The sequence below is a fragment of the Acidovorax sp. LjRoot117 genome (genome assembly GCF_964252695.1).
GTDB lineage: Bacteria > Pseudomonadota > Gammaproteobacteria > Burkholderiales > Burkholderiaceae_C > Acidovorax.
Genome location: NZ_CAXUPO020000005.1, coordinates 257,731 through 275,965, shown reverse-complemented (window position 1 = coordinate 275,965; position 18,235 = coordinate 257,731). Strand labels below are relative to the sequence as shown.

At 68.1% G+C, this 18,235-nt stretch carries 14 protein-coding genes; 4 read left to right on the top strand and 10 right to left on the bottom strand.

The features are described from left to right. The first annotated feature begins 103 nt into the window (after window positions 1-103). A complete protein-coding gene (locus tag ACSQ3D_RS16380; RefSeq protein WP_396504113.1) occupies window positions 104-1,099 on the top strand; it encodes a LysR substrate-binding domain-containing protein in 996 nt (331 codons plus the stop codon). Between the two features lie 114 nt (window positions 1,100-1,213). Here ACSQ3D_RS16380 and ACSQ3D_RS16375 read toward each other — a convergent pair whose 3' ends face one another. Together ACSQ3D_RS16375 and rpsU are read right to left on the bottom strand one after the other, a co-directional pair. After that, a complete protein-coding gene (locus ACSQ3D_RS16375) occupies window positions 1,214-1,660 on the bottom strand; it encodes a GatB/YqeY domain-containing protein (protein WP_056414940.1) in 447 nt (148 codons plus the stop codon). Between the two features lie 223 nt (window positions 1,661-1,883). Then, entirely contained in the window at window positions 1,884-2,096 is a 213-nt protein-coding gene (rpsU, locus tag ACSQ3D_RS16370; RefSeq protein ID WP_007833691.1) for a 30S ribosomal protein S21, read from the bottom strand. A 361-nt stretch (window positions 2,097-2,457) separates the two neighbouring features. On the opposite strand from rpsU, the gene ACSQ3D_RS16365 reads away from it, so the two are divergent. Next, window positions 2,458-5,733: an EAL domain-containing protein gene (locus ACSQ3D_RS16365; protein ID WP_436127616.1), complete on the top strand. Its 3,276-nt coding sequence runs from the start codon at window positions 2,458-2,460 to the stop codon at window positions 5,731-5,733. Between the two features lie 121 nt (window positions 5,734-5,854). Here ACSQ3D_RS16365 and ACSQ3D_RS16360 read toward each other — a convergent pair whose 3' ends face one another. Further along, window positions 5,855-7,102: an NAD(P)/FAD-dependent oxidoreductase gene (locus ACSQ3D_RS16360; RefSeq protein WP_436127615.1), complete on the bottom strand. Its 1,248-nt coding sequence runs from the start codon at window positions 7,100-7,102 to the stop codon at window positions 5,855-5,857. Between the two features lie 97 nt (window positions 7,103-7,199). Between ACSQ3D_RS16360 and ACSQ3D_RS16355 the strand changes: the two genes are divergently transcribed. Further along, window positions 7,200-7,688, top strand: a complete 489-nt coding sequence (locus tag ACSQ3D_RS16355; RefSeq protein WP_396504116.1) for a DUF4124 domain-containing protein — start codon at window positions 7,200-7,202, stop codon at window positions 7,686-7,688. Window positions 7,689-7,722: 34 nt separating this feature from the next. On the opposite strand, the gene ACSQ3D_RS16350 is transcribed toward ACSQ3D_RS16355, so the two are convergent. Next, window positions 7,723-8,856 (bottom strand): sterol desaturase family protein, encoded by a 1,134-nt coding sequence (locus tag ACSQ3D_RS16350; RefSeq protein ID WP_056414957.1) that lies wholly within the window; start codon window positions 8,854-8,856, stop codon window positions 7,723-7,725. Between the two features lie 194 nt (window positions 8,857-9,050). Here ACSQ3D_RS16350 and ACSQ3D_RS16345 point away from each other — a divergent pair, with 194 nt between their 5' ends. Then, on the top strand, window positions 9,051-9,539 hold the full coding sequence (locus tag ACSQ3D_RS16345) for an acyl-CoA thioesterase (RefSeq protein ID WP_056414960.1): 489 nt from the start codon (window positions 9,051-9,053) through the stop codon (window positions 9,537-9,539). A gap of 114 nt (window positions 9,540-9,653) precedes the next feature. Here the strand turns inward: ACSQ3D_RS16345 and ACSQ3D_RS16340 are convergent, their stop codons facing one another. From ACSQ3D_RS16340 to ACSQ3D_RS16315, 6 genes are all read right to left on the bottom strand, one after another. Next, window positions 9,654-11,165: a cellulase family glycosylhydrolase gene (locus ACSQ3D_RS16340; protein ID WP_436127614.1), complete on the bottom strand. Its 1,512-nt coding sequence runs from the start codon at window positions 11,163-11,165 to the stop codon at window positions 9,654-9,656. 365 nt (window positions 11,166-11,530) lie between these two features. Continuing rightward, window positions 11,531-12,244, bottom strand: a complete 714-nt coding sequence (locus tag ACSQ3D_RS16335; protein ID WP_436127613.1) for a methyl-accepting chemotaxis protein — start codon at window positions 12,242-12,244, stop codon at window positions 11,531-11,533. Between the two features lie 260 nt (window positions 12,245-12,504). Continuing rightward, entirely contained in the window at window positions 12,505-13,344 is an 840-nt protein-coding gene (cobA, locus tag ACSQ3D_RS16330; protein WP_436127612.1) for a uroporphyrinogen-III C-methyltransferase, read from the bottom strand. Next, window positions 13,341-14,264 (bottom strand): DNA-binding protein YbiB, encoded by a 924-nt coding sequence (gene ybiB, locus ACSQ3D_RS16325; protein ID WP_436127611.1) that lies wholly within the window; start codon window positions 14,262-14,264, stop codon window positions 13,341-13,343. The genes cobA and ybiB overlap by 4 nt, the downstream gene beginning before the upstream one ends. Before the next feature lie 174 nt (window positions 14,265-14,438). After that, window positions 14,439-17,282, bottom strand: coding sequence for a nitrate reductase (locus tag ACSQ3D_RS16320; RefSeq protein WP_436127610.1), 2,844 nt, complete (start codon window positions 17,280-17,282; stop codon window positions 14,439-14,441). Window positions 17,283-17,330: 48 nt separating this feature from the next. After that, window positions 17,331-18,179, bottom strand: a complete 849-nt coding sequence (locus ACSQ3D_RS16315) for a type IV pili methyl-accepting chemotaxis transducer N-terminal domain-containing protein (RefSeq protein ID WP_436127609.1) — start codon at window positions 18,177-18,179, stop codon at window positions 17,331-17,333. Between the last annotated feature and the right edge of the window lie 56 nt (window positions 18,180-18,235).

The window sequence follows — 18,235 nt, the reverse complement described above, 5'->3', positions numbered from 1 at the left end:
GGTGTCTGAAGAGAAGAAAGAAAAAATCAGGTGCGTGCCAGGATTGTTCGGCGGTACGTCAAAAAATACAATCCAGCAACTGTGCTCCTATTCTTCACACATCGTGCATAAAAATCCGGCCACCGACGACCTGCGCGTTTTCACCGTGGTCGTGCGCAAAGCCAGCTTTGGCGATGCGGCCACGGAGCTGGGCGTCTCGCCCGCGTATGTGAGCAAGCGCATCCGCCTGCTGGAGCAGGAGCTGGCCGTGAAGCTGCTGCACCGCACCACCCGGCGCGTGGCGGTGACGGAGGAGGGCGAGCGTGTCTTCCACTGGGCGCAGCGCATCCTGGACGACATGGACCAGCTGCTGCAGGAGGTGGCCATCACCCGGCGCGAGCCGCGCGGTCAGCTGCGGGTGAGCAGCAGCTTCGGCTTCGGCCGCCAGATCGTGGCGCCTGCGCTGTCGCGGCTGGTGGAGCAGCACCCGGGCCTGCAGGTGCGGCTGGAAGTCTTCGACCGGCTGGTGGACGTGGCGGGCGAGGGGTTCGACCTGGACGTGCGCGTGGGCGACGAGATCGCGCCGCACCTGATCGCCCGCCGCCTGGCCGACAACCACCGCGTGCTGTGCGCCGCCCCCGCGTATCTCGCGCGCCACGGCACGCCGCGCACGCTGGCCGAGCTGCCCAGCCACGACTGCCTGGTGATCAAGGAGCGCGACCACCCTTTCGGTGTGTGGCGGCTGCGCAGCGGCGCGGTGGACGAGACGGTGAAGGTGCGCGGCCCGCTCTCGGCCAACAACGGCGAGATGGTGGTGCAGTGGGCCGTGGATGGCCGCGGCATCGCGCTGCGCTCGCTGTGGGACGTGGGCGTGCACTTGCGGGCCGGGCGGCTGGTGCAGGTGCTGCCCGACTGGTACCAGGAGGCCAATGTGTGGGCCGTGTACCCCACGCGGCTGGACCGCTCGGCCAAGGTGCGGGTGTGCGTGGAGTTTCTGGAGGAGTATTTCCGCACGGAGTGGGGCAAGGTGCGCTCGCAAGGCGGGCAGGTCTTGGACGCACAGGGGGCAGGGTCTGCAGGCGCAGGCCCGGCGGTCGCTCAGCCCTTGATGAAAAAATAGCCGCTACCGCTTGTCCACCAAGCGCCAGCAGCTATTGTTTTGATAGTGGATGGCCTGGGCCACCCGCAGCGCCGTGGCGCTGTGGCTCCATGGCGCTGTGGCACCGCGGGGCGATCAGCCCGCCAGCGCAGCCTTCACGGCGGCAGAGACCTGGCCCATGTCGGCCTTGCCGGCCAGGCGGGTCTTGACCACGCCCATGACCTTGCCCATGTCGCCAGGGCCTGCAGCGCCCAGCTCGGCCACGATGGCCTTGACGGCGGCCAGCGTCTCGTCGGCCGACATGCGCTCGGGCAGGTAGGCCTGCAGCACGGCCATTTCCGACTTTTCCTTGTCGGCCAGGTCCTGGCGGCCCGCGCCTTCAAAGGCGGTGATGGAGTCCTTGCGCTGCTTGATCAGCTTGTCCACGATGGCCACGACCGCCACGTCGTCCAGCTCGATGCGCTCGTCCACTTCCTTTTGCTTCATCGCGGCCTGCAGCAGGCGGATGGTGCCCAGGCGCTCGCTGTCCTTGGCGCGCATGGCGGTCTTCATGTCTTCGGTGATCTTTTCCTTGAGGCTCATGGCGGCTTCCTTCTTGGGGTTTCAGGCAGGGACAGGGGACACAGGGTCTGCCAAAAGGCTTTCTGGCTAGGCGTCAACGCCGCAGACAGTAGTCCCGCTACGGCAAGGCGTTGCAACGACGCCAGAAAGCCTTTTGGCAGACCCGAAAAAACAAAAACCCGCGCTTGGCGTCCCTAGCGCGGGTTTGGCGGCTGCCCGGTGAGGGACAAAGCCGAAGTTGTACTTAGTACAGCTTCTTGGGCAGTTGCATGCTGCGAACGCGCTTGTAGTGACGCTTCACGGCGGCTGCCTTCTTGCGCTTGCGCTCGGCGGTGGGCTTTTCGTAGAACTCACGGGCGCGCAGGTCGGTCAGCAGGCCGAGCTTTTCAATGGTGCGCTTGAAGCGGCGCAGTGCGACGTCAAAGGGTTCGTTTTCTTTTACGCGGATCGTAGTCATTAGCTAAATGGTTTCCAAAATGTGCCCACAGAGGGACTCCAGGAGATCGAGCCTGAAGGCCGTGTGTGGCGGGTTCCCCGTCTGTAACTAGTATTTGGCCGACGGGGCATTGCCAGCAAAGCCGGAGATTATAGCCCTTGTCCCGCCGCATTGTGCAAGCGGTCCTTGTGCATCCCTGCTCGCCACCGGGCCGGAAGTCGCCCGCAGCGGCGAGTCGGAAAGCAAAACCCGTACGGAATCGGGTCTGCGCCCGCGCCAAGAGCCCGAGTGGCGTGGAAGTTGCTTCATGTTGTAACAGCAACATTCACCGCGAACGGCGGGCCCTCTTGACCGGGGCCCGCCACGCGCAGACACCAAGACCATGGCATTCATGCACCGCGTTTCGGGCTGGCTGGGCCGCCTCAGTGTGGGCCGCAAGCTCATGCTCATCTACCTGCTGGACCTGTCGGCGGTGATCTACGTCTCCAGCATCCTGATCCACGAGAAGTACGTGGCCATCGACTTCACGCGCAAGGAGATCGTGGGCACCACCTACGCGGCGGTCCTGCGCGATGGGCTGATGGGCCAGTTCCTCGCCGCGCCGCAGCAGCAGCCGCCCCTGGTGGCCGACGTGCTCACGCGGCTGGCGGGTGTGCGCCAGGCCTACGACGACCAGTTGCACACGCACGAGGTGGGCGAGCGCTTCAGTTCAGTGCTGCAGCAGCTGGTGCAAAGCCCGCCGCCCGCCACCGACCCCATCGCGCTGACCCGGCTGCGCAGCCAGCTGCTGCGCGAGGGGCGCGAGCTGCTCACCACCGTGGGCAACCAGTCCAACCTGATCCTGGACCCGGACCTGGACAGCTACTACGGCATGTCGCTGGTGGTGCTGCGCTTTCCCGAGTTGCTGCAGGCGGTGCACGACACCGTGGTGTTCCTTCACGCGGCGCCCACGGGGCGCGGGCCGCAGTGGTCGTCCGAGCTGCTCACGCTGGTGGGCCGGCTCGACGCGGTGATGCTGGGCATCGAGTCCGACTACAACCAGGCGTTCATCGCCGGATCGCCCGAGATGCGCACCGCCCTCATGGCGCAGCGCGAGGCATTGAAGGCCTCGCTGGAGAGCTTCCAGGCGCTGCTGCAGGGCATGGCGGCCGGGGAGTCGCGCCTGACGCTGGCCCAGGTGGGCGCGCAGCAGGCGCAGGTGCTGGGCGCGCTGCGCGATGCCTGGGGCGTGGGCATCACCGACCTGGAGCGGCTGCTGAACCGCCGCGTGGACGGGCTCTATGCCCGCATGTGGCTGCACCTGGGCACGGCGCTGGTGCTGCTGGGCTGCATCCTGAGCCTGGTGACGCTGGTGGCCCGGCAGATCGCCAAGCCGCTGCAGCAGCTGGCGCGCGTGGCCGACGAGGTGCGCAAGAGCGGCGACCACACGCTGCGCGCGCACTGGTCGAGCCGCGACGAGATCGGCCGCCTGGTCACCGCGTTCAACGAGATGCTCTCGCAGCTCGACCGCGACCGCGTGCTGCAGCAGGAGCTGGCCGCCAGCGCCCGTGCGGCCGAGGCGCAGCGCGAGCTGGTGGAGGCGTTCCCGATCCCGATGGTCGTCACCTCGGTGCCCGAGCACGAGGTGCTGCATTCGAACGCGCCGGCCGGCCACTGGCTGGACGGGCGCAAGACCGACCCCTGGGCCGTGGGGCTGGAGCCCGGCGTGCGGGCGCGGTTCTTCCAGCGCCTGGCGGACCAGGGCTCGGTCGATGAGTTCGAGGTGCGCTGGAAGGGCAGCACCGAGCCTTCGTGGGCCGTGCTGTCGGCGCGGCGCCTGCAGTTCCAGGGCCGCGACGCGGTGCTCACGGCGTTCACGCCGATCAACGTGCTCAAGGTCATGGAGCAGCGGCTGGAGCTGTGGGCCAAGGTGTTCGAGGCCTCGTCCGAGGGCATCATCATCATGAACGCCGAGCAGCAGATCATCAGCGTGAACAAGGCGTTCTGCCGCAGCACGCACTACGACTTCTACGAGGTCATCGGCGAGGACCTGGGCTTCTTGCTGGAAGAGGCGAGCGGCGAGCCGCTGTCGGCGCAGATCAGCCGCACCATGCTCGACAAGGAATCCTGGCAGGGCGAGGTGAGGTTTCGCCGCCGCTCCGGCGAGACCTACCCGGCCTGGCTCATGGTGTCGGCCGTGCGCGAGAGCAAGGGCGGGGCCGTGGCCAACCACATCGGCATCGCCATCGACATCACCGACCGCAAGCTCAACGAAGAGCGCATCCAGTTCCTGGCGCACCACGACGTGCTGACCGAGCTGCCCAACCGGTCGCTGTGCGTGCAGCGCCTGCAGCTGGCGCTGGCGCAGGCGCCGATCACCGGCGAGAAGGTGGCCGTGCTGTTCATCGACCTGGACCGCTTCAAGGCCATCAACGACACGCTGGGCCACCACATCGGCGACGGGCTGCTGCGCTCGGTGGCCGGGCGCCTCACACAGGCCGTGCGCAGCCGCGACACCGTGAGCCGCCTGGGCGGCGACGAGTTCGTGGTGGTGATGCGCGACGTGGCCGGGCACGACGACGTGCAGCAACTGGTGGAGCGGCGGCTGATCCCGCTCATCCGACAGAGCCATCCGGTGGAAGGGCACGAGCTGAACGTGTCGTGCAGCGTGGGCATCGCCGTCTACCCCGAGGATGGCGGCGACATCGACGAGCTCATGCGCCGCGCCGACGCCGCCATGTACGAGGCCAAGACCACCGGCCGTGACGCGGCGCGCTTCTATTCGGTGGAGACCGACCAGCGCGCCCTGGCGCGCCAGACCATGGAGCAGCACCTGCGCCGCGCGCTGGAGCGCCACGAGCTGAGCCTGCACTACCAGCCGCGCCTGGCGGCCAAGGGCGGGCGCCTGCTGGGGGTGGAAGCCCTGCTGCGCTGGAACAACCCGTCCATCGGCGCCATCCCGCCCAGCGAATTCATCCCCATCGCCGAAGAGACGGGCATGATCCGCGCGATCGGCAGCTGGGTGCTGCAGCAGGCCTGCGAGCAGTGGGCGCGCTGGCAGGCGCTGCCGCGCTCAGCGGGGGATGGCGGCGGTGGCAGTGGTGGCAATGGTGGCGGTACTGGTGGCGCCCGGCACCCGCTGGCGGACATCTCGGTGTCCGTCAACCTGTCGGCCGCGCAGATGGCCGACCCGCTGCTCGTGCCCGACATCGAGGCGCTGCTGGCCCGCACCGGCATGCCCGCCCACCGGCTGGAGCTGGAGATCACCGAGTCGCAACTGATGGACAACGCCCACGCGGCCGAGCAGCAACTGGCGGCGCTCAAGTCGCTGGGGGTGCAACTGTCCATCGACGATTTCGGCACGGGGTATTCGAGCCTGGCCTACCTCAAGCGCTTTGACATCGACCGCCTGAAGGTCGACAAATCCTTTGTGCGCGACATGCTGAACAACCCCGCCGACATGGCCATCACCCGCGCCATCATCGCGCTGGGCCACACGCTGGGGCTCAAGATCGTGGCCGAGGGCGTGGAAGACCTGGCCACCGCGCAGGTGCTGGGCGTGCTCGACTGCGAGGAGCTGCAGGGCTACCACTTCAGCCGGCCGCTGGCGGTGGCGCAGCTGGAGGACTGGGCGCTGCAGCAGCGGGCGCTGCAAGTGAGGGCGGTTGCGACGGCGTAGCGGCCGAACATGCGCTGCGCAGGCGAGGGACGCCGAGCAAGGGCCGCCCCGCAGCGAGGGCGTCGTCCCCCTGCCCGCAGCGCTCTGGCGCTGCGAGAGCGGGGGGAAGGCCCGCAGGGCCTCAGGGGGGTGTCGCCTTCAACGCCTGTGCGCAAGCATGGCCGCTGGCCCAGGCCCATTGGAAGTTGTAGCCGCCCAGCCAGCCGGTCACGTCCACCACCTCGCCGATGAAGTACAGGCCGGGTTGTGCCTTGCACTCCATGGTCTGCTGCGACAACGCCTTGGTGTCCACGCCGCCCAGGGTCACTTCCGCCTTCTTGTAGCCCTCGGTGCCCGTGGGGGTCAGCTCCCAGCGGGCCAGCTGCTCGGCCAGCCGCGCCAGGGCCTTGTCGGAGGCCTCGTTCACCGGGCGCTGCCAGTCGGCCTCGCGGCCGGCCCAGGCATCGGCCAGGCGGCTCGGGACCAGCGTGGCGAGTTCGTTGGCGATCAGCTTGCGCGAGCGGGACTTGGCCTGGGCCAGTGCCGCGGGCAGGTCCACGGTGGGCGCGAGGTTGACGGCCAGCGGCGTGCCTTCGCGCCAGTAGCTCGAGATCTGCAGCACCGCCGGCCCCGACAGGCCGCGGTGAGTGAACAGCAGGTCTTCGTGGAAGGCCATGCGGTCCTTCTTGGCGCCGGTACTGATGTCCACCGGCAGCGCCAGGCCCGCCAGTTGCACAAACGGTGCCCAGGCATCGCCGTCGAACGTCAGCGGCACCAGGCCGGGCCGGCGCTCGACGAGGGGCAGGTTGAATTGCTGCGCCATCCGGTAGCCAAAGTCGGTCGCGCCGATCTTGGGGATCGACAGGCCACCGGTCGCGATGACGACCGAGCGTGCCTGCACCGGACCCCGGTCAGTATCAATTTGATAGCTGCCGGCGCTTGTCGGATCAGCGGCAGAAGGCAAAAAGACCAATTTTTTGACACCACACGGCTGCCAGTGCGTCACACCGCCGGCCGCGCATTCGGCCAGCAGCATGGCGATGATGTCCTCGGCCGAGCGGTCGGCAAACAGCTGGCCCTTGTGCTTTTCGTGAAAGGCGATGCCGTGCTTTTGCACCAGCGCGATGAAGTCCGCCGGCGTGTAGCGCGACAGGGCCGAGCGGCAGAACTGCGGGTTCTGGCCGACAAAGTGCTTGTGCGGCGCGGCGGGGTCCAGGTCGCGATTGGTGAAGTTGCAGCGGCCACCGCCCGAGATGCGGATCTTCTCCGCCACCTTCTCGGCATGGTCGATGAGCAGAACCTTCAGGCCCCGCTGGCCCGCCTGGCCCGCGCAGAACAGGCCGGCAGCGCCGGCGCCGATGATGATGGCGTCAAAGAATGGGGTGGTCATGGGAGCGGCGGATTGTAGTGGTCGCCATTGGACCACCGGCCGTGTGGCGCTGTAGGATGGCCGTCGGCACGCGCCGCCATTTTTCGAGGACCGATCCATGCACCCCACCATCCGCTATGCCGCCTGCGCCCTGGCCCTGGGCTTTCTGGCCCCGGCCTGGGCCATCAACAAATGCACGGGCGCCGATGGCAAGGTGGCGTTCCAGGATGCGCCGTGCGTGGGTGGGCAGAGCGAGAAGATCGAGGCGCGGCCCGCGATGCAAGGTGCGACTCCTATTGCACCTGCATCCTCTGCAACCAAGGAGGGCGCGTTCGGCGCCACTTGGCAGCGCAAGAACTACCTGCAGACCCAAGGTGTGCCGCAGGCGCGTGCAGCCGTGGAGCGCAACCAGAGGGAGTGCTCAGCGCAACCTGCGGAGGCCGTGGCGCAAGCGGGTCCCTTGCGGCGTAGCACGCTGGCTTCGGGCACCCAGTTTGCGCAAGAGCGGGCGGCCACTGAAGCCAAGGAAAAGACCGCGTGCGAGGCCCGCACCGAGGAGCTGCGCGAGCAGTTGAGGGCGCTCGAGAAGGAACTCGGCACGCTCTGACCGCGCGTTTTTTTATCGTGCGGCCCGCGTCGCCTCACCCCTTCCAGGTGAACGGAAACTTGAACTGCTTCACGAACCCATTGGGCACATAGTCGCCCAGCACGCCGTACTTCTCGGGCCAGAGCTTGTCGCTTTTCACGGCCGTGCCGAACAGGTAGTCCAGAAACGCGAAGTGCGCCGAATAGTTCTTGTCCAGCGCCTCCTGGTCCTGGCTGTGGTGCCAGTGGTGGAAATTGGGCGTGACCAGCACGTAGCGCAGCGGGCCCAGGCGCACGCTCACGTTGGCGTGGTTGAAAACCGCCTGGAAGCCCACGACGACGATGTACGCGTCGATGACCTCCTTGGAAAACCCCAGCACGTAGATCGGCGCCAGCACCAGCGTGCGCGTGATCAGCAACTCCAGGATGTGCTGGCGCGAGCCGGCCATCCAGTCCATGCTCTTGACGCTGTGGTGCACGGCATGCAGGCGCCACAGCACCGGCACCTCGTGGTAGGCGCGGTGCGTCCAGTACTGCACGAGGTCGGCCACCAGCACGATCAGGAACAGGGCCACCCAGAAGTTCAGGCCCTGCACCCAGCCGCGGATGCCGTCGCTGGCCGCCCAGCCGAAGAACCTGTGCACGATGAGGTTGGTGGCCAGCAGCACGAAGCCCACGACCATGTGGTTCACGATGAAGTGGTGAAAGTCGGTCTGCCACTCCTCGCGGAAGATGGGCTGGTCCTTGCGCAGCGCGAACAGCTTCTCGATGAAGATGAAGATCAGCGAGCTGCCCAGCAGGTCGAGGATGAACCAGTCCAGGCCGATGTAGGGCGTGTTGTCCGGGAAGTTGGGGTCCACTTCGACCTTGTGGCCGCCCAGGAAGGCGGCCAGGGCCACGATGGCGAAGGCGAAGGTCGAGAGCCAGCGCGAGCGGTTGAACAGGATGTTGACCAGCGAGATGCCGCCTGCAACCGCCATGGCCCCGAGCATGATGTAGCGGATGACCGAGACGTCGTAGCTCTTGCGCAACTGCGGCGTGGTCAGGTATTCGGGGAAGTGGAACGCCAGCACCCCCAGAAAGCACAGGATGGCCAGGGTGAGGGCGATGACCCCCGAGACGAGGCCACGCCCGCGCCGCAGCGCACCGTGGCTTTCGGTGAATTCATTGAGCTTGTCGATGTCGAGCATGTTGCTGTTCCCTCCGGCATCGTGTGCCTGGTATCGGTATGCGCCGCATTCGGGCGGCCTGCGGCGCTTGGGGCCATGGTCTGGGGCGACCGGCCGTTGGCGCCGTGGCATGGGTTGTGCTGCGCCCAAGTTTAGCGGCCGCGGCGTTGCGGGGGCGCGACGCACCCCATCCCACCCCCACCTAAAATTCCAGCATGAACATCCCCTCACACCAACTCAGCATGACCGTGCTGATGTCCCCCGACATGGCCAATTTCTCGGGCAATGTGCACGGCGGGGCCATCTTGAAGCTGCTGGACCAGGTGGCGTATTCGTGCGCCAGCCGCTACTCGGCCTGCTACGTGGTCACGCTGAGCGTGGACCAGGTGATGTTCCTGCAGCCCATCCATGTGGGTGAGCTGGTGACGTTTCTGGCGAGCGTGAACTACACAGGCTCCTCGTCGATGGAGATCGGCATCAAGGTGGTGGCCGAAGACATCCGCACGCAGGTGGTGCGGCATGTGAACAGCTGCTTTTTCACCATGGTGGCGGTGGACGAATCGCGCAAGCCGGTGAAGGTGCCGCCCTTGTCGCCCAGCACGGCGGACGAGAAGCGCCGCTGGGAGGCGGCCCTGCTGCGCAAGGCCTTGCGCAAGGAGTTGGCCGAGCGGTTCACGCAGGTGCGGGAGACGGCGGGCACCTAGCCTGCGGCCCCGGCAAGCGCCGCGCCCTGACCGCGTGGCTTGCCGTGGTCACTGTGGCCACAGTGGCCGCAGTGGCCAGCCATGAAGCCGTCGGCTGGTCGAGCAAGCCGCCGTTCAGCGCGCCGCGCAAAATCCGAACTCGGCCGTGGCGCCCGGGGCCAGGGTTTTGTTCCAGGCCACACCCGAAGCGCTCAAGCGGCCTGCGGATTGCGCCCAGGTGGCGTTCCACAGATTGTTGATGGTGCCGCTGATGGGGATGTTGACGGCCCAGTTGCCGGACGCCGAACCCATGTTGATGACTCGGACGCGCTGGCAATAGCCGGCGCTCCAGTCGCTGTCCATGATCTGCACGACCGAGAAATTGGGTGCGGGTGCCGGAGCGGGCGTTGGAGCGGGCGCAGGTGTGGGTGCCGGTGCCGGAGTGGGGGAGGGTGCAGGCGTGGGCGAAGGTGCTGGAGTGGGCGCAGGTGCTGGTGCTGGTGTCGGTGTCGGTGCGGGAGCAGGCGCTGGTGCCACGCTGCCCCACAGCCGTTGCAGCAACTGCACCTTGTCCGCGCGCAGGGTGCCCCAGTCGTCGTTCAGAATGCCGCCAGTGTCGCCGCTGTTGGGGTTCCAAGACCAGTAAAAGCCGCTGCGCATGCCCTTGGTCACGAGGTAGTCCACCAGCGCGTTCTGCCACAGCACGTCGCGTGCATCGCCCCGGCCATACTTGCCGCCGAACTCGCCCAGCATCACCGCATAGCCGGCCTGCGCAAACCGGCCGAAGTGCCGGTCCCAGATGGCCGGCATGTTGGCCGGGAAATCCGCCGCATTGAAATACTGCTGCACATACACGTCAGGGCCGTAGACGTGCGGTGCCAGCAGCAGGCGGTTGGCGGGGATGTTCAGCGGCGTGCATTCCAGCGGCTCCAGGTTGCCACCCCAGAAGTGGCCCGTGTTGCTGGAGCACACGGGGTTTTCGCCAATACCTTCCACCGCAATCAGCCAGTGCGGCGCCACCTGCAGCACTGCGGCGGAAGCGCGTTCGGCCGCGCGGTTCCAGTCGGTGGCCTGGTTGCCCGTGCCCCAGGTGGCTGCGCCGTGGGGTTCGTTCTTGATGTCGATGCCGATGACGCCGGCCACGCCCCCGTAGCGCTGCGCGAGGAAGGTCAGGTCCGCGATCCACTGCTGCTCGCTGTAGTTCGGCGTGTACCAGAGCTCGCTGATGGACTGGCAGTCCGGCGTGTGGTGGTCCAGCAGCACATACATGCCCCGGCGGCTGAGCTCCTGCACGATGGTGTCCATCACCTGGATGGCCGACAGGCCCTGCAGGTCGGCGTTGCGGCTGTAGTCGATGCTGTTGGGGGCATTGCCGCGCAGCGTGGCGGGGCAAAACGGCAGCCGCACGGCGTTGAATCCGCTTTGCTGCATCTGGGTGATCATGTCCTTCCAGCTGCGGGCCCACAGGCCGTGCACCACGTTCGTCTGGGTCTCGAAGCCGAACCAGTTGACGCCGCGCAGCTGCACCGCATTCCCGGCGCTGTCGGTGATCTTGCCGGCGTTGATGGAGTAGCTCCAGGCGCCGCTGCAGGTGGCGAGCAGACAGCCGGCGAGCGCCAGGCGTTGGCAAAGTGTGGTGAGCTGCATGGAATCCTCTCTGGCTGGGTGTTGGGTGCCGTGCGTCTCCGGATCAGGGAGTCCAGCGGGTGGCCGGGCAGGCAATTTCTACGGAAATCATAGGTCCGCCAAGCACGCAAATGCCGAGGTATCGGGCCCACCTTGTAAGCGCCTGTTAGGGACGCGTCTGGGTGTTGGCCGCGTCCCACAGACGCTTTGTCGATCACGGTGCAACGGCACCGAGCCAAGGGCGAGGGTTCGCCATGCAGCGGTGTTCAGCGCCGTACCACACCACACCACACAACGCAACGCAACGCAACGCAACGCCGTCCGACGTTTTGCGTGTCGACGAGCCAGCGGACCACGCTGCGGCGAGTGGCCCGAGCGAGCCCCGGTCAGGCGGCGCTGCGGCTGCGTCCCGCCAGCGAAACTGCCTGGAGCGAAAGGCCGTCAATTTCGTTGGTGATGCCCGACAGCACATTGGCGACCACCGCAAACTCCCGGCCGTGCTGGCCCGCGCGGGCGGCCATCACCTGGGCGTTGAAGCTCACCACCTTGGCCTCGCGCGCCACCGTCTGGATGGAGGCCACGATGCCAGCCAGCTCCTTCATGAGGACCTCGGCCTTGGCCTTGCCCACCTGGTCGAACACCGTGGTGGCGGTGTTCAGCGCTTCGAGTGCGGCATCGGTGTTTTCCACCAGCCGGGCCAGTGCGTCCTCCACGCGGGGGCTGCGGGCTTCGGTCAGGTCCAGCGCCGTGCCGACCTGGCGGGCAAAGGCATCGATGGTGGCACCGACGCCGCCAGGGGCACCGTAGACCTTGCGGACGCGCTCAGCGTCTGCTGCATCCAGGTGCCGCGGCGTGTCGACCAGGCGGGCCTGACTGGCGGTGAACAGGGCCAGCGTGGTGCGCGCCGCCTTCAAGTGCAGCTCGCTGCCACCGGCGGCCAGCACGGTCTGCAGCACCATGCGCTGCGACAGCATGCGCTGGCGTGCGGCCAGGTTGACCAGCGACATGTCGGTGTCGCGCGAGGCGGCGGGGGACGGTGCCGGCAGGGTGGAGGGCGATGCAGGCATGCCGGTGCGAGAGGGAACGGGATAGGCTGCCATGGTGGTCCTTCTGCTTGTTGCATTCAGATACGAACAACAAGCAATAGCCGGGCCAGTGTTCACTCGACGAGCAAGCGGTGCAGCGGGGCAGCCCGGCCATCAGCCAAGGCGCCGCTGGCCGCCCGCTGCGCTACGCAGCCGTGGGCGCAAAGCCGCGCACGCACCGCGGCCGCGGCCGCGGGGTATTGTGGGTCGGCATTGGCGCCGCAGCAGTGCACTGCGGCCCGCCCTGGCCGCCAGTCCATGCCGTACCTGACGCGCTAGCCCGCGCGGCGTGCCATCGGCACATCCTGCGATGCCAGCGCCACGCCGCGCACCACATCGCCCACCACGATCACCGAGGGGCTGGCCAGCCCCTCGCGGGTGATGGTGGCGTGCAAGGCGCCCAACGTGGTGATGGCGTGGCGCTGTTGGGGCAGGCTGGCGTGCTGGATGATGGCCACGGGGGTGTGGGCGGCCAGGCCGGTGAGCAGCTCCTGCTCGATGGTCCCGGCGCCGCTCACGCCCATGTAGATCACGAGCGTGAGCTTGGCATCGCGGGCCGTGGCCGCCAGCTGGCGCCAGTCGGTGCCCGCATCGCCAGGCTTCGCATGCCCGGTGACGAACACCACGCCGTGCGCATGCTCGCGGTGGGTCAGCGGCACGCCCAGCGAGGTCAGCCCTGCCAGGCCCGAGGTGATGCCGTTAATGACCTCGACCTGCACGCCTGCGGCACGCAGGTGCTCCACCTCTTCGCCGCCGCGGCCGAAGATGAAGGGGTCGCCGCCCTTCAGGCGCACCACGTTCTCGCCCTCGTTCACGGCCATGAGCATCAGCTTTTCGATGAAGGCCTGCGGCGTGCTCTTGCAGCCGCCGCGCTTGCCCACGTAGACCACGCGGGCGGTGGGCGGGGCGTGGGCCACGATGGCGTCGCTCACCAGGTCGTCCACCAGCAGCACCGTGGCCGCCTGGATGGCCTTCAGGGCCTTGATGGTCAGCAGCTCCGGGTCGCCCGGGCCGGCGCCGACCAGCGTGCAGCGGCCGCCGGTGCCCAGGTGGGGCGTCAAGGTGACTGCGGCGGCAGGCGTGGAGGGACTGGCGGGTGGCGTGGGGCGGCTCATGGCGATGTCTCCGGGGCTGTTTGATCCGCAAGGTGCAAGATTTGTTCCACCTGTTTTTCGATGGCGGGCGGGATGGGCAGCTCGCCCGCCAGCACGCGGCGCGTGTAGTCGGCAGTGGTGGCCACGTCGATCTCGGCGGGTAGGCCGGGCACTTCGCTGGCGGTGCCGGGCTGCTGGGCGTCCAGCACCTCGTGTGCGCCGTGGATGAAGCCGTCGTAGCGCGGTGTGCGGCGCGGGTCGGTGGCGACTTCGCCTTCCAGCCCGCGCGAGAGCAGAGCGGTCATGCCCAGCGTGCGGAAGGTGGTCTGCAGCATCTCGAAGTATTCGGGGTGGGTGTACGCGGTGACCACCACCGACGGCCCGGCGCACGGGCTCATCAGCTTGACCACGCTGTGCCCCGGGTTGCGCAGGCCCACCACCTCGCGCACGGCCAGCAGGCGGGCCAGGCCTGCGTGCAGGTGCTGGGTGTGGATGTGGCGCACGGTTCCATTTGCTATCTTTTCAGGAGCTTTCAGCGCAGGTACTTCGAGCGCCAGCAGCACATCCGATGCCAAGATGCGGCGCGCCTCGGTGCGCATGCCGTGCAGCAGCACGGGCAGGCCCTTGCGCGCCAGCAGCAGCGCCAGCAGGGGGGTCAGCACCGGCAGCTTGCGCGCGCCGTTGTAGCTGGGCAGCACGATGAGCGGGCGGTCGGTGGCGGGCAGCAGGGCCAGGCGTTGGTGCGTGGCGTCGAGAAAGCCGCACATCTCCTCGGCCGTCTCGCCCTTGATGCGCATGGCCAGGCAGAAAGCGCCGATCTCCAGGTCGCTCGCGTGGCCGTCCAGCACCTGGCCGAACAGGTCGGTGGCCTGGTCGCGCGTGAGCGGCTTGGCGCCACGCGCGCCGCGCCCAATTTCCTTGATGTACTGGCTTATGCCCATGGTATTTTTTTAGCGGGACTTGTGAAACAGGGCTCCAGCGTCGTTATTTCGGCTTGCCGTACAGGCGTACTGTCTGCGCCGAAAGTGCCTAGCTGGAGCCCTGTTGCACAAGTCCTTGTGGGTGTTCGAAGTGGGGCTGGGGTGCTATTTTCACGCAACCCAGACAACTTTTGGTTATATGGTGGCCTGCGCCAGAGGTTTCGGGGCCAGGGGGCCGGTGGCGCGGACCATGCGTTTGAGTTCGGGCAGACAGGAGCCGCAATTGGTGCCGCAGCGCAGTGTGCCCTGCAGTTGGGCCAGGCGGTCGGCGTCGGTGCCGTGGCAGCGGGCCAGTTCGGTGGTGATGGCGATGTCCGCCACGTTGAAGCAGGTGCACACCGTCTTGCCGCGCGACTGCACCGCCACCGGGGCCTTGGCGCCGGGGACCAGCAGCAGGCGGCCGTAGCTTTGGGCGGGGAGTTCTTCCTGCAGCAGGGTCTTGAGCCAGCCTTCGGCGCTGGTGTCGCCGGCCAGCACGATACCTTCGAGCGTCATGGCATCAGGCCGGCGCACCAGGCGCGCCGCGCGGCGTTGGCCGCGCTTTTTGTCGGCGTAGCGCTGCGTGTCGGTGCCGGCCAGGCCCATCAGCGATTCGATGTGCTCGATGGTCGCGTCCGGCGGGGCTTCGTGCGCGGCGGCGCGCAGCAGCACGCCCACGCGCTCGCGGCCCGGTTCGTTCAACGGCGTGTTGTTGCTGAAGGGCACGCAGCTGGCAAACGGAAACTGCGCCATCAGCGCGGACAGCGCCTCGCGCGTGGCCTGCGCCGTGTCGGCGGGCAGCCAGGCCATGGCCAGCAGCGTCCAGGGCAGCTCGGCCTTCAGGATCTTCACGGCCGCGTGCTTGAGCTCGGGTTGCTTGGACGTGGGGCAGTAGGCCGACGTGGTCAGCGCATTGACGCCGGCCAGCCGCTCACCGGTGGACGAGCAGCCGCTCAAGAACTCGCTGCCCCAGTGCATGGCCATGAAGGCCTGCGACACGCCCACGGTGGCGTCGCCCTGTATAGGCACGACGATGGTGCCGCGCTTGCTCGTCACGTAGACCAGGTCGCCGTTTTTGAGGCTGCGCCGCTCCATGTCCTGCGGGTGCAGCTGCACGCTGGGCTCGGCCACGTGGCCGAACAGGCGGCCGAGGGTGCCGGTGCGCGTCATGCCGTGCCACTGGTCGCGCAGGCGGCCGGTGGTCAGGCTGAAGGGGTAGCGCGACTCGCGCGGCTCGGCCACGGGTTGCCAGGCATGGGCTGCAAAGCGGGCCCGGCCGTCGGCGGTGGGATAGATGCCGTCTTCGTACAGGCGGGCCTTGCCGGTGGTGGTGCCCTCCGGCAGTGGCCACTGCTGCGGGCCTTGCGATTCGAGCAGGCTCCACGACAGGCCGGTGATGTCCAGGTCACGTCCGCGCGTGCTCTCGCGGTGCTCCTTCCACACCGCTTCAGCGCCTGCATCGGCGTGGTCGATGGCGGTGGTGTACGGGAAGAGGGTGGGCGCGCCGGGGCGCAGCCGCGCCTCGAGCTGCTGCGCGAACTGCACGGCTATCGCCCAGTCGTGCCTTGCCTCGCCCGGTGCGGGCACGGCGCTGCGCACGCGCGAGATGCGGCGCTCGCTGTTGGTCACCGTGCCGGTCTTCTCGCCCCAGGTGGTGGCGGGCAGCAGCAGGTCGGCATAGGCGCAGGTGGCGGCGGTGGCAAAGGCTTCCTGCACCACCACGAACTCGGCGCGCTGCAGGGCGCGGCGCACGGTGGCCTGGTCGGGCATGCTTTGCGCGGGGTTGGTGCAGGCGATCCACAGCGCCTTGATCTCGCCGTCGGCGGCGGCCTGGAACATCTCCACGGCTGTCTTACCCGGTGTGGCGGGCACGTCGGCCACACCCCACAGCGCGGCGACTTCGGCGCGGTGCTGGGGGTTGGCCAGGTCGCGGTGCGCGCTGAGCAGGTTGGCCAGGCCTCCCACCTCGCGCCCGCCCATGGCGTTGGGCTGGCCGGTCAGGCTGAAGGGGCCCGCGCCGGGCTTGCCGATCTGCGCGGTGGCCAGGTGCAGGTTGATGAGCGTGGCGTTCTTGGCCGTGCCGCTGCTGCTCTGGTTCAGGCCCTGGCAGTACAGGCTCAGGGTCGATGCCGAGGTGGCAAACCACTTTGCGGCGGTGGTCAGGTCGGCCACCGAGATGCCGCACACCTCGGCCACGCGCTCGGGTGTGGCTTCGCTCACCAGCGCCTGCAGTTCGGCAAAGCCGTTGGTGTGCGCCGCGATGTACTTCGCATCGGTCCAGCCCTCGCGCAGCATCAGGTGCAGCATGCCGTTGAACAGCATCACGTCGCTTCCCGGTTGCAGCGGCAGGAACAGGTCGGCCATGCCCGCGGTGTCGGTGCGGCGCGGGTCGGCCACGATGACCTTCATGCCCGGGTTGGCGGCGCGCGCATCTTCGATGCGGCGGAACAATATGGGGTGCGCCCAGGCCGCGTTGCTGCCCACGATGAAGAGGCACTGCGCGTGCTTTACGTCGTCGTAGCAGGCGGGGGGTGCATCGGCACCCAGGGTCTGCTTGTAGCCCGCCACGGCGCTGCTCATGCACAGGCGCGAGTTGGTGTCGATGTTGTTGGTGCCGATCAGGCCCTTGGCCAGCTTGTTGAAGACGTAGTAGTCCTCGGTGAGCAACTGGCCGCTGACGTAGAAGCCCACCGCGTCCGGGCCGTGCTGCTGGATGATGTCGGCGAATTGGCCGGCCGCCAGGCCCAGGGCCGCGTCCCAGGATAGCGGCTGGGGCGTATCGGTGCGCTGCAGGCGCTGCTGCGGTTGCAGCAGGCGCGTCTGCAGGGTGACGGGGCTGCTGGCCGTGAGGTGCAGGGTGGAGCCCTTGGTGCACAGGCGGCCGAAGTTGGCGGGGTGGTGCGGGTCGCCGCGCACGCCGGTGATCTGCGGGCCGTCGCTCTCGATGATCACGCCGCAGCCTACGCCGCAATAGGGGCAGGTGGATCGGGTCTCTGTCATGCCGTGGTCTTGTGGTGATGGTGTGGGGCGGTGGGCGATGGCGGCCTGTCAGTTGGCCAGGGCCGCATAGAGGCCCGTCACCTTGTCCATGCTGGACAGCAGGTTCTCGCTGGCGACGAACACATCGGACACCAGCCTCGCCGTGTTGCCCGTGGCGTTGCCGGCCTGCATGCGCTGCAGGGCGGCGTCGAAGAACACCCATTGCCCGTCGGCCAGCTGCAGCTCCTGGCGGATGCGGTCATTGGCCTCGGGTGCCTTGCGCAGTACCTCGTTGGCCGCCACGAACTCGGTGCGCGCCTTGGCGATTTCGGACGCAGCCGCTGCGGCGTCCACCGGCAGCAGCGCCGCCAGGTAGAACTTGGCCATGCGCTGGCTCAGCATGCGCTGGCGCCCCGCCACGTTGACCAGGTGGCCCACGGGTTTGCCCGAAGCGGCCTCGTATTGCACGGTGCCCAGGTGGGCCAGGGCCAGCACCTTGGCGTCGGCCTGCAGCATGGCGGCGGCGCCGGCCAGTGCGGGCGTGCCGGCCATCAGCGTGGCCTTGTGGGCGGCCCAGGCGGTGTCGAGCTGGCCGTAGGTCTCGCGGATCACCGGGGTGGGCGCGTAGGCCTTGAGTTCGGCCAGTTGGCGCTCGAACAGCGCCACGGACTGCTCCAGCACCTGGCGTGCGGCGTTCTCCTGCACCTTGTGCGCCAGGGCCAGCCAGGCCTTGCCCATGCGCTGGCTGAGCATGCGCTGGCGGCCGGCCTTGTTGATGGCGTCGTTGAGGTTGGCGACCTGTGCGTGTGCTGGCCCCGGCACCCAGGCCAGGGCGCAGGCCACGGCACCGGCGCCTGCGGTGGTCAGCAGGGTTCTGCGGTGCAGGGCGGCGGGCAGGCGGGCGGCGGCAGTCTTCATCGTGGTGGCCTTGGGGTAGCGTTGCGCAAGTGGGTTGTGGATGGAGGCGGTCAGTC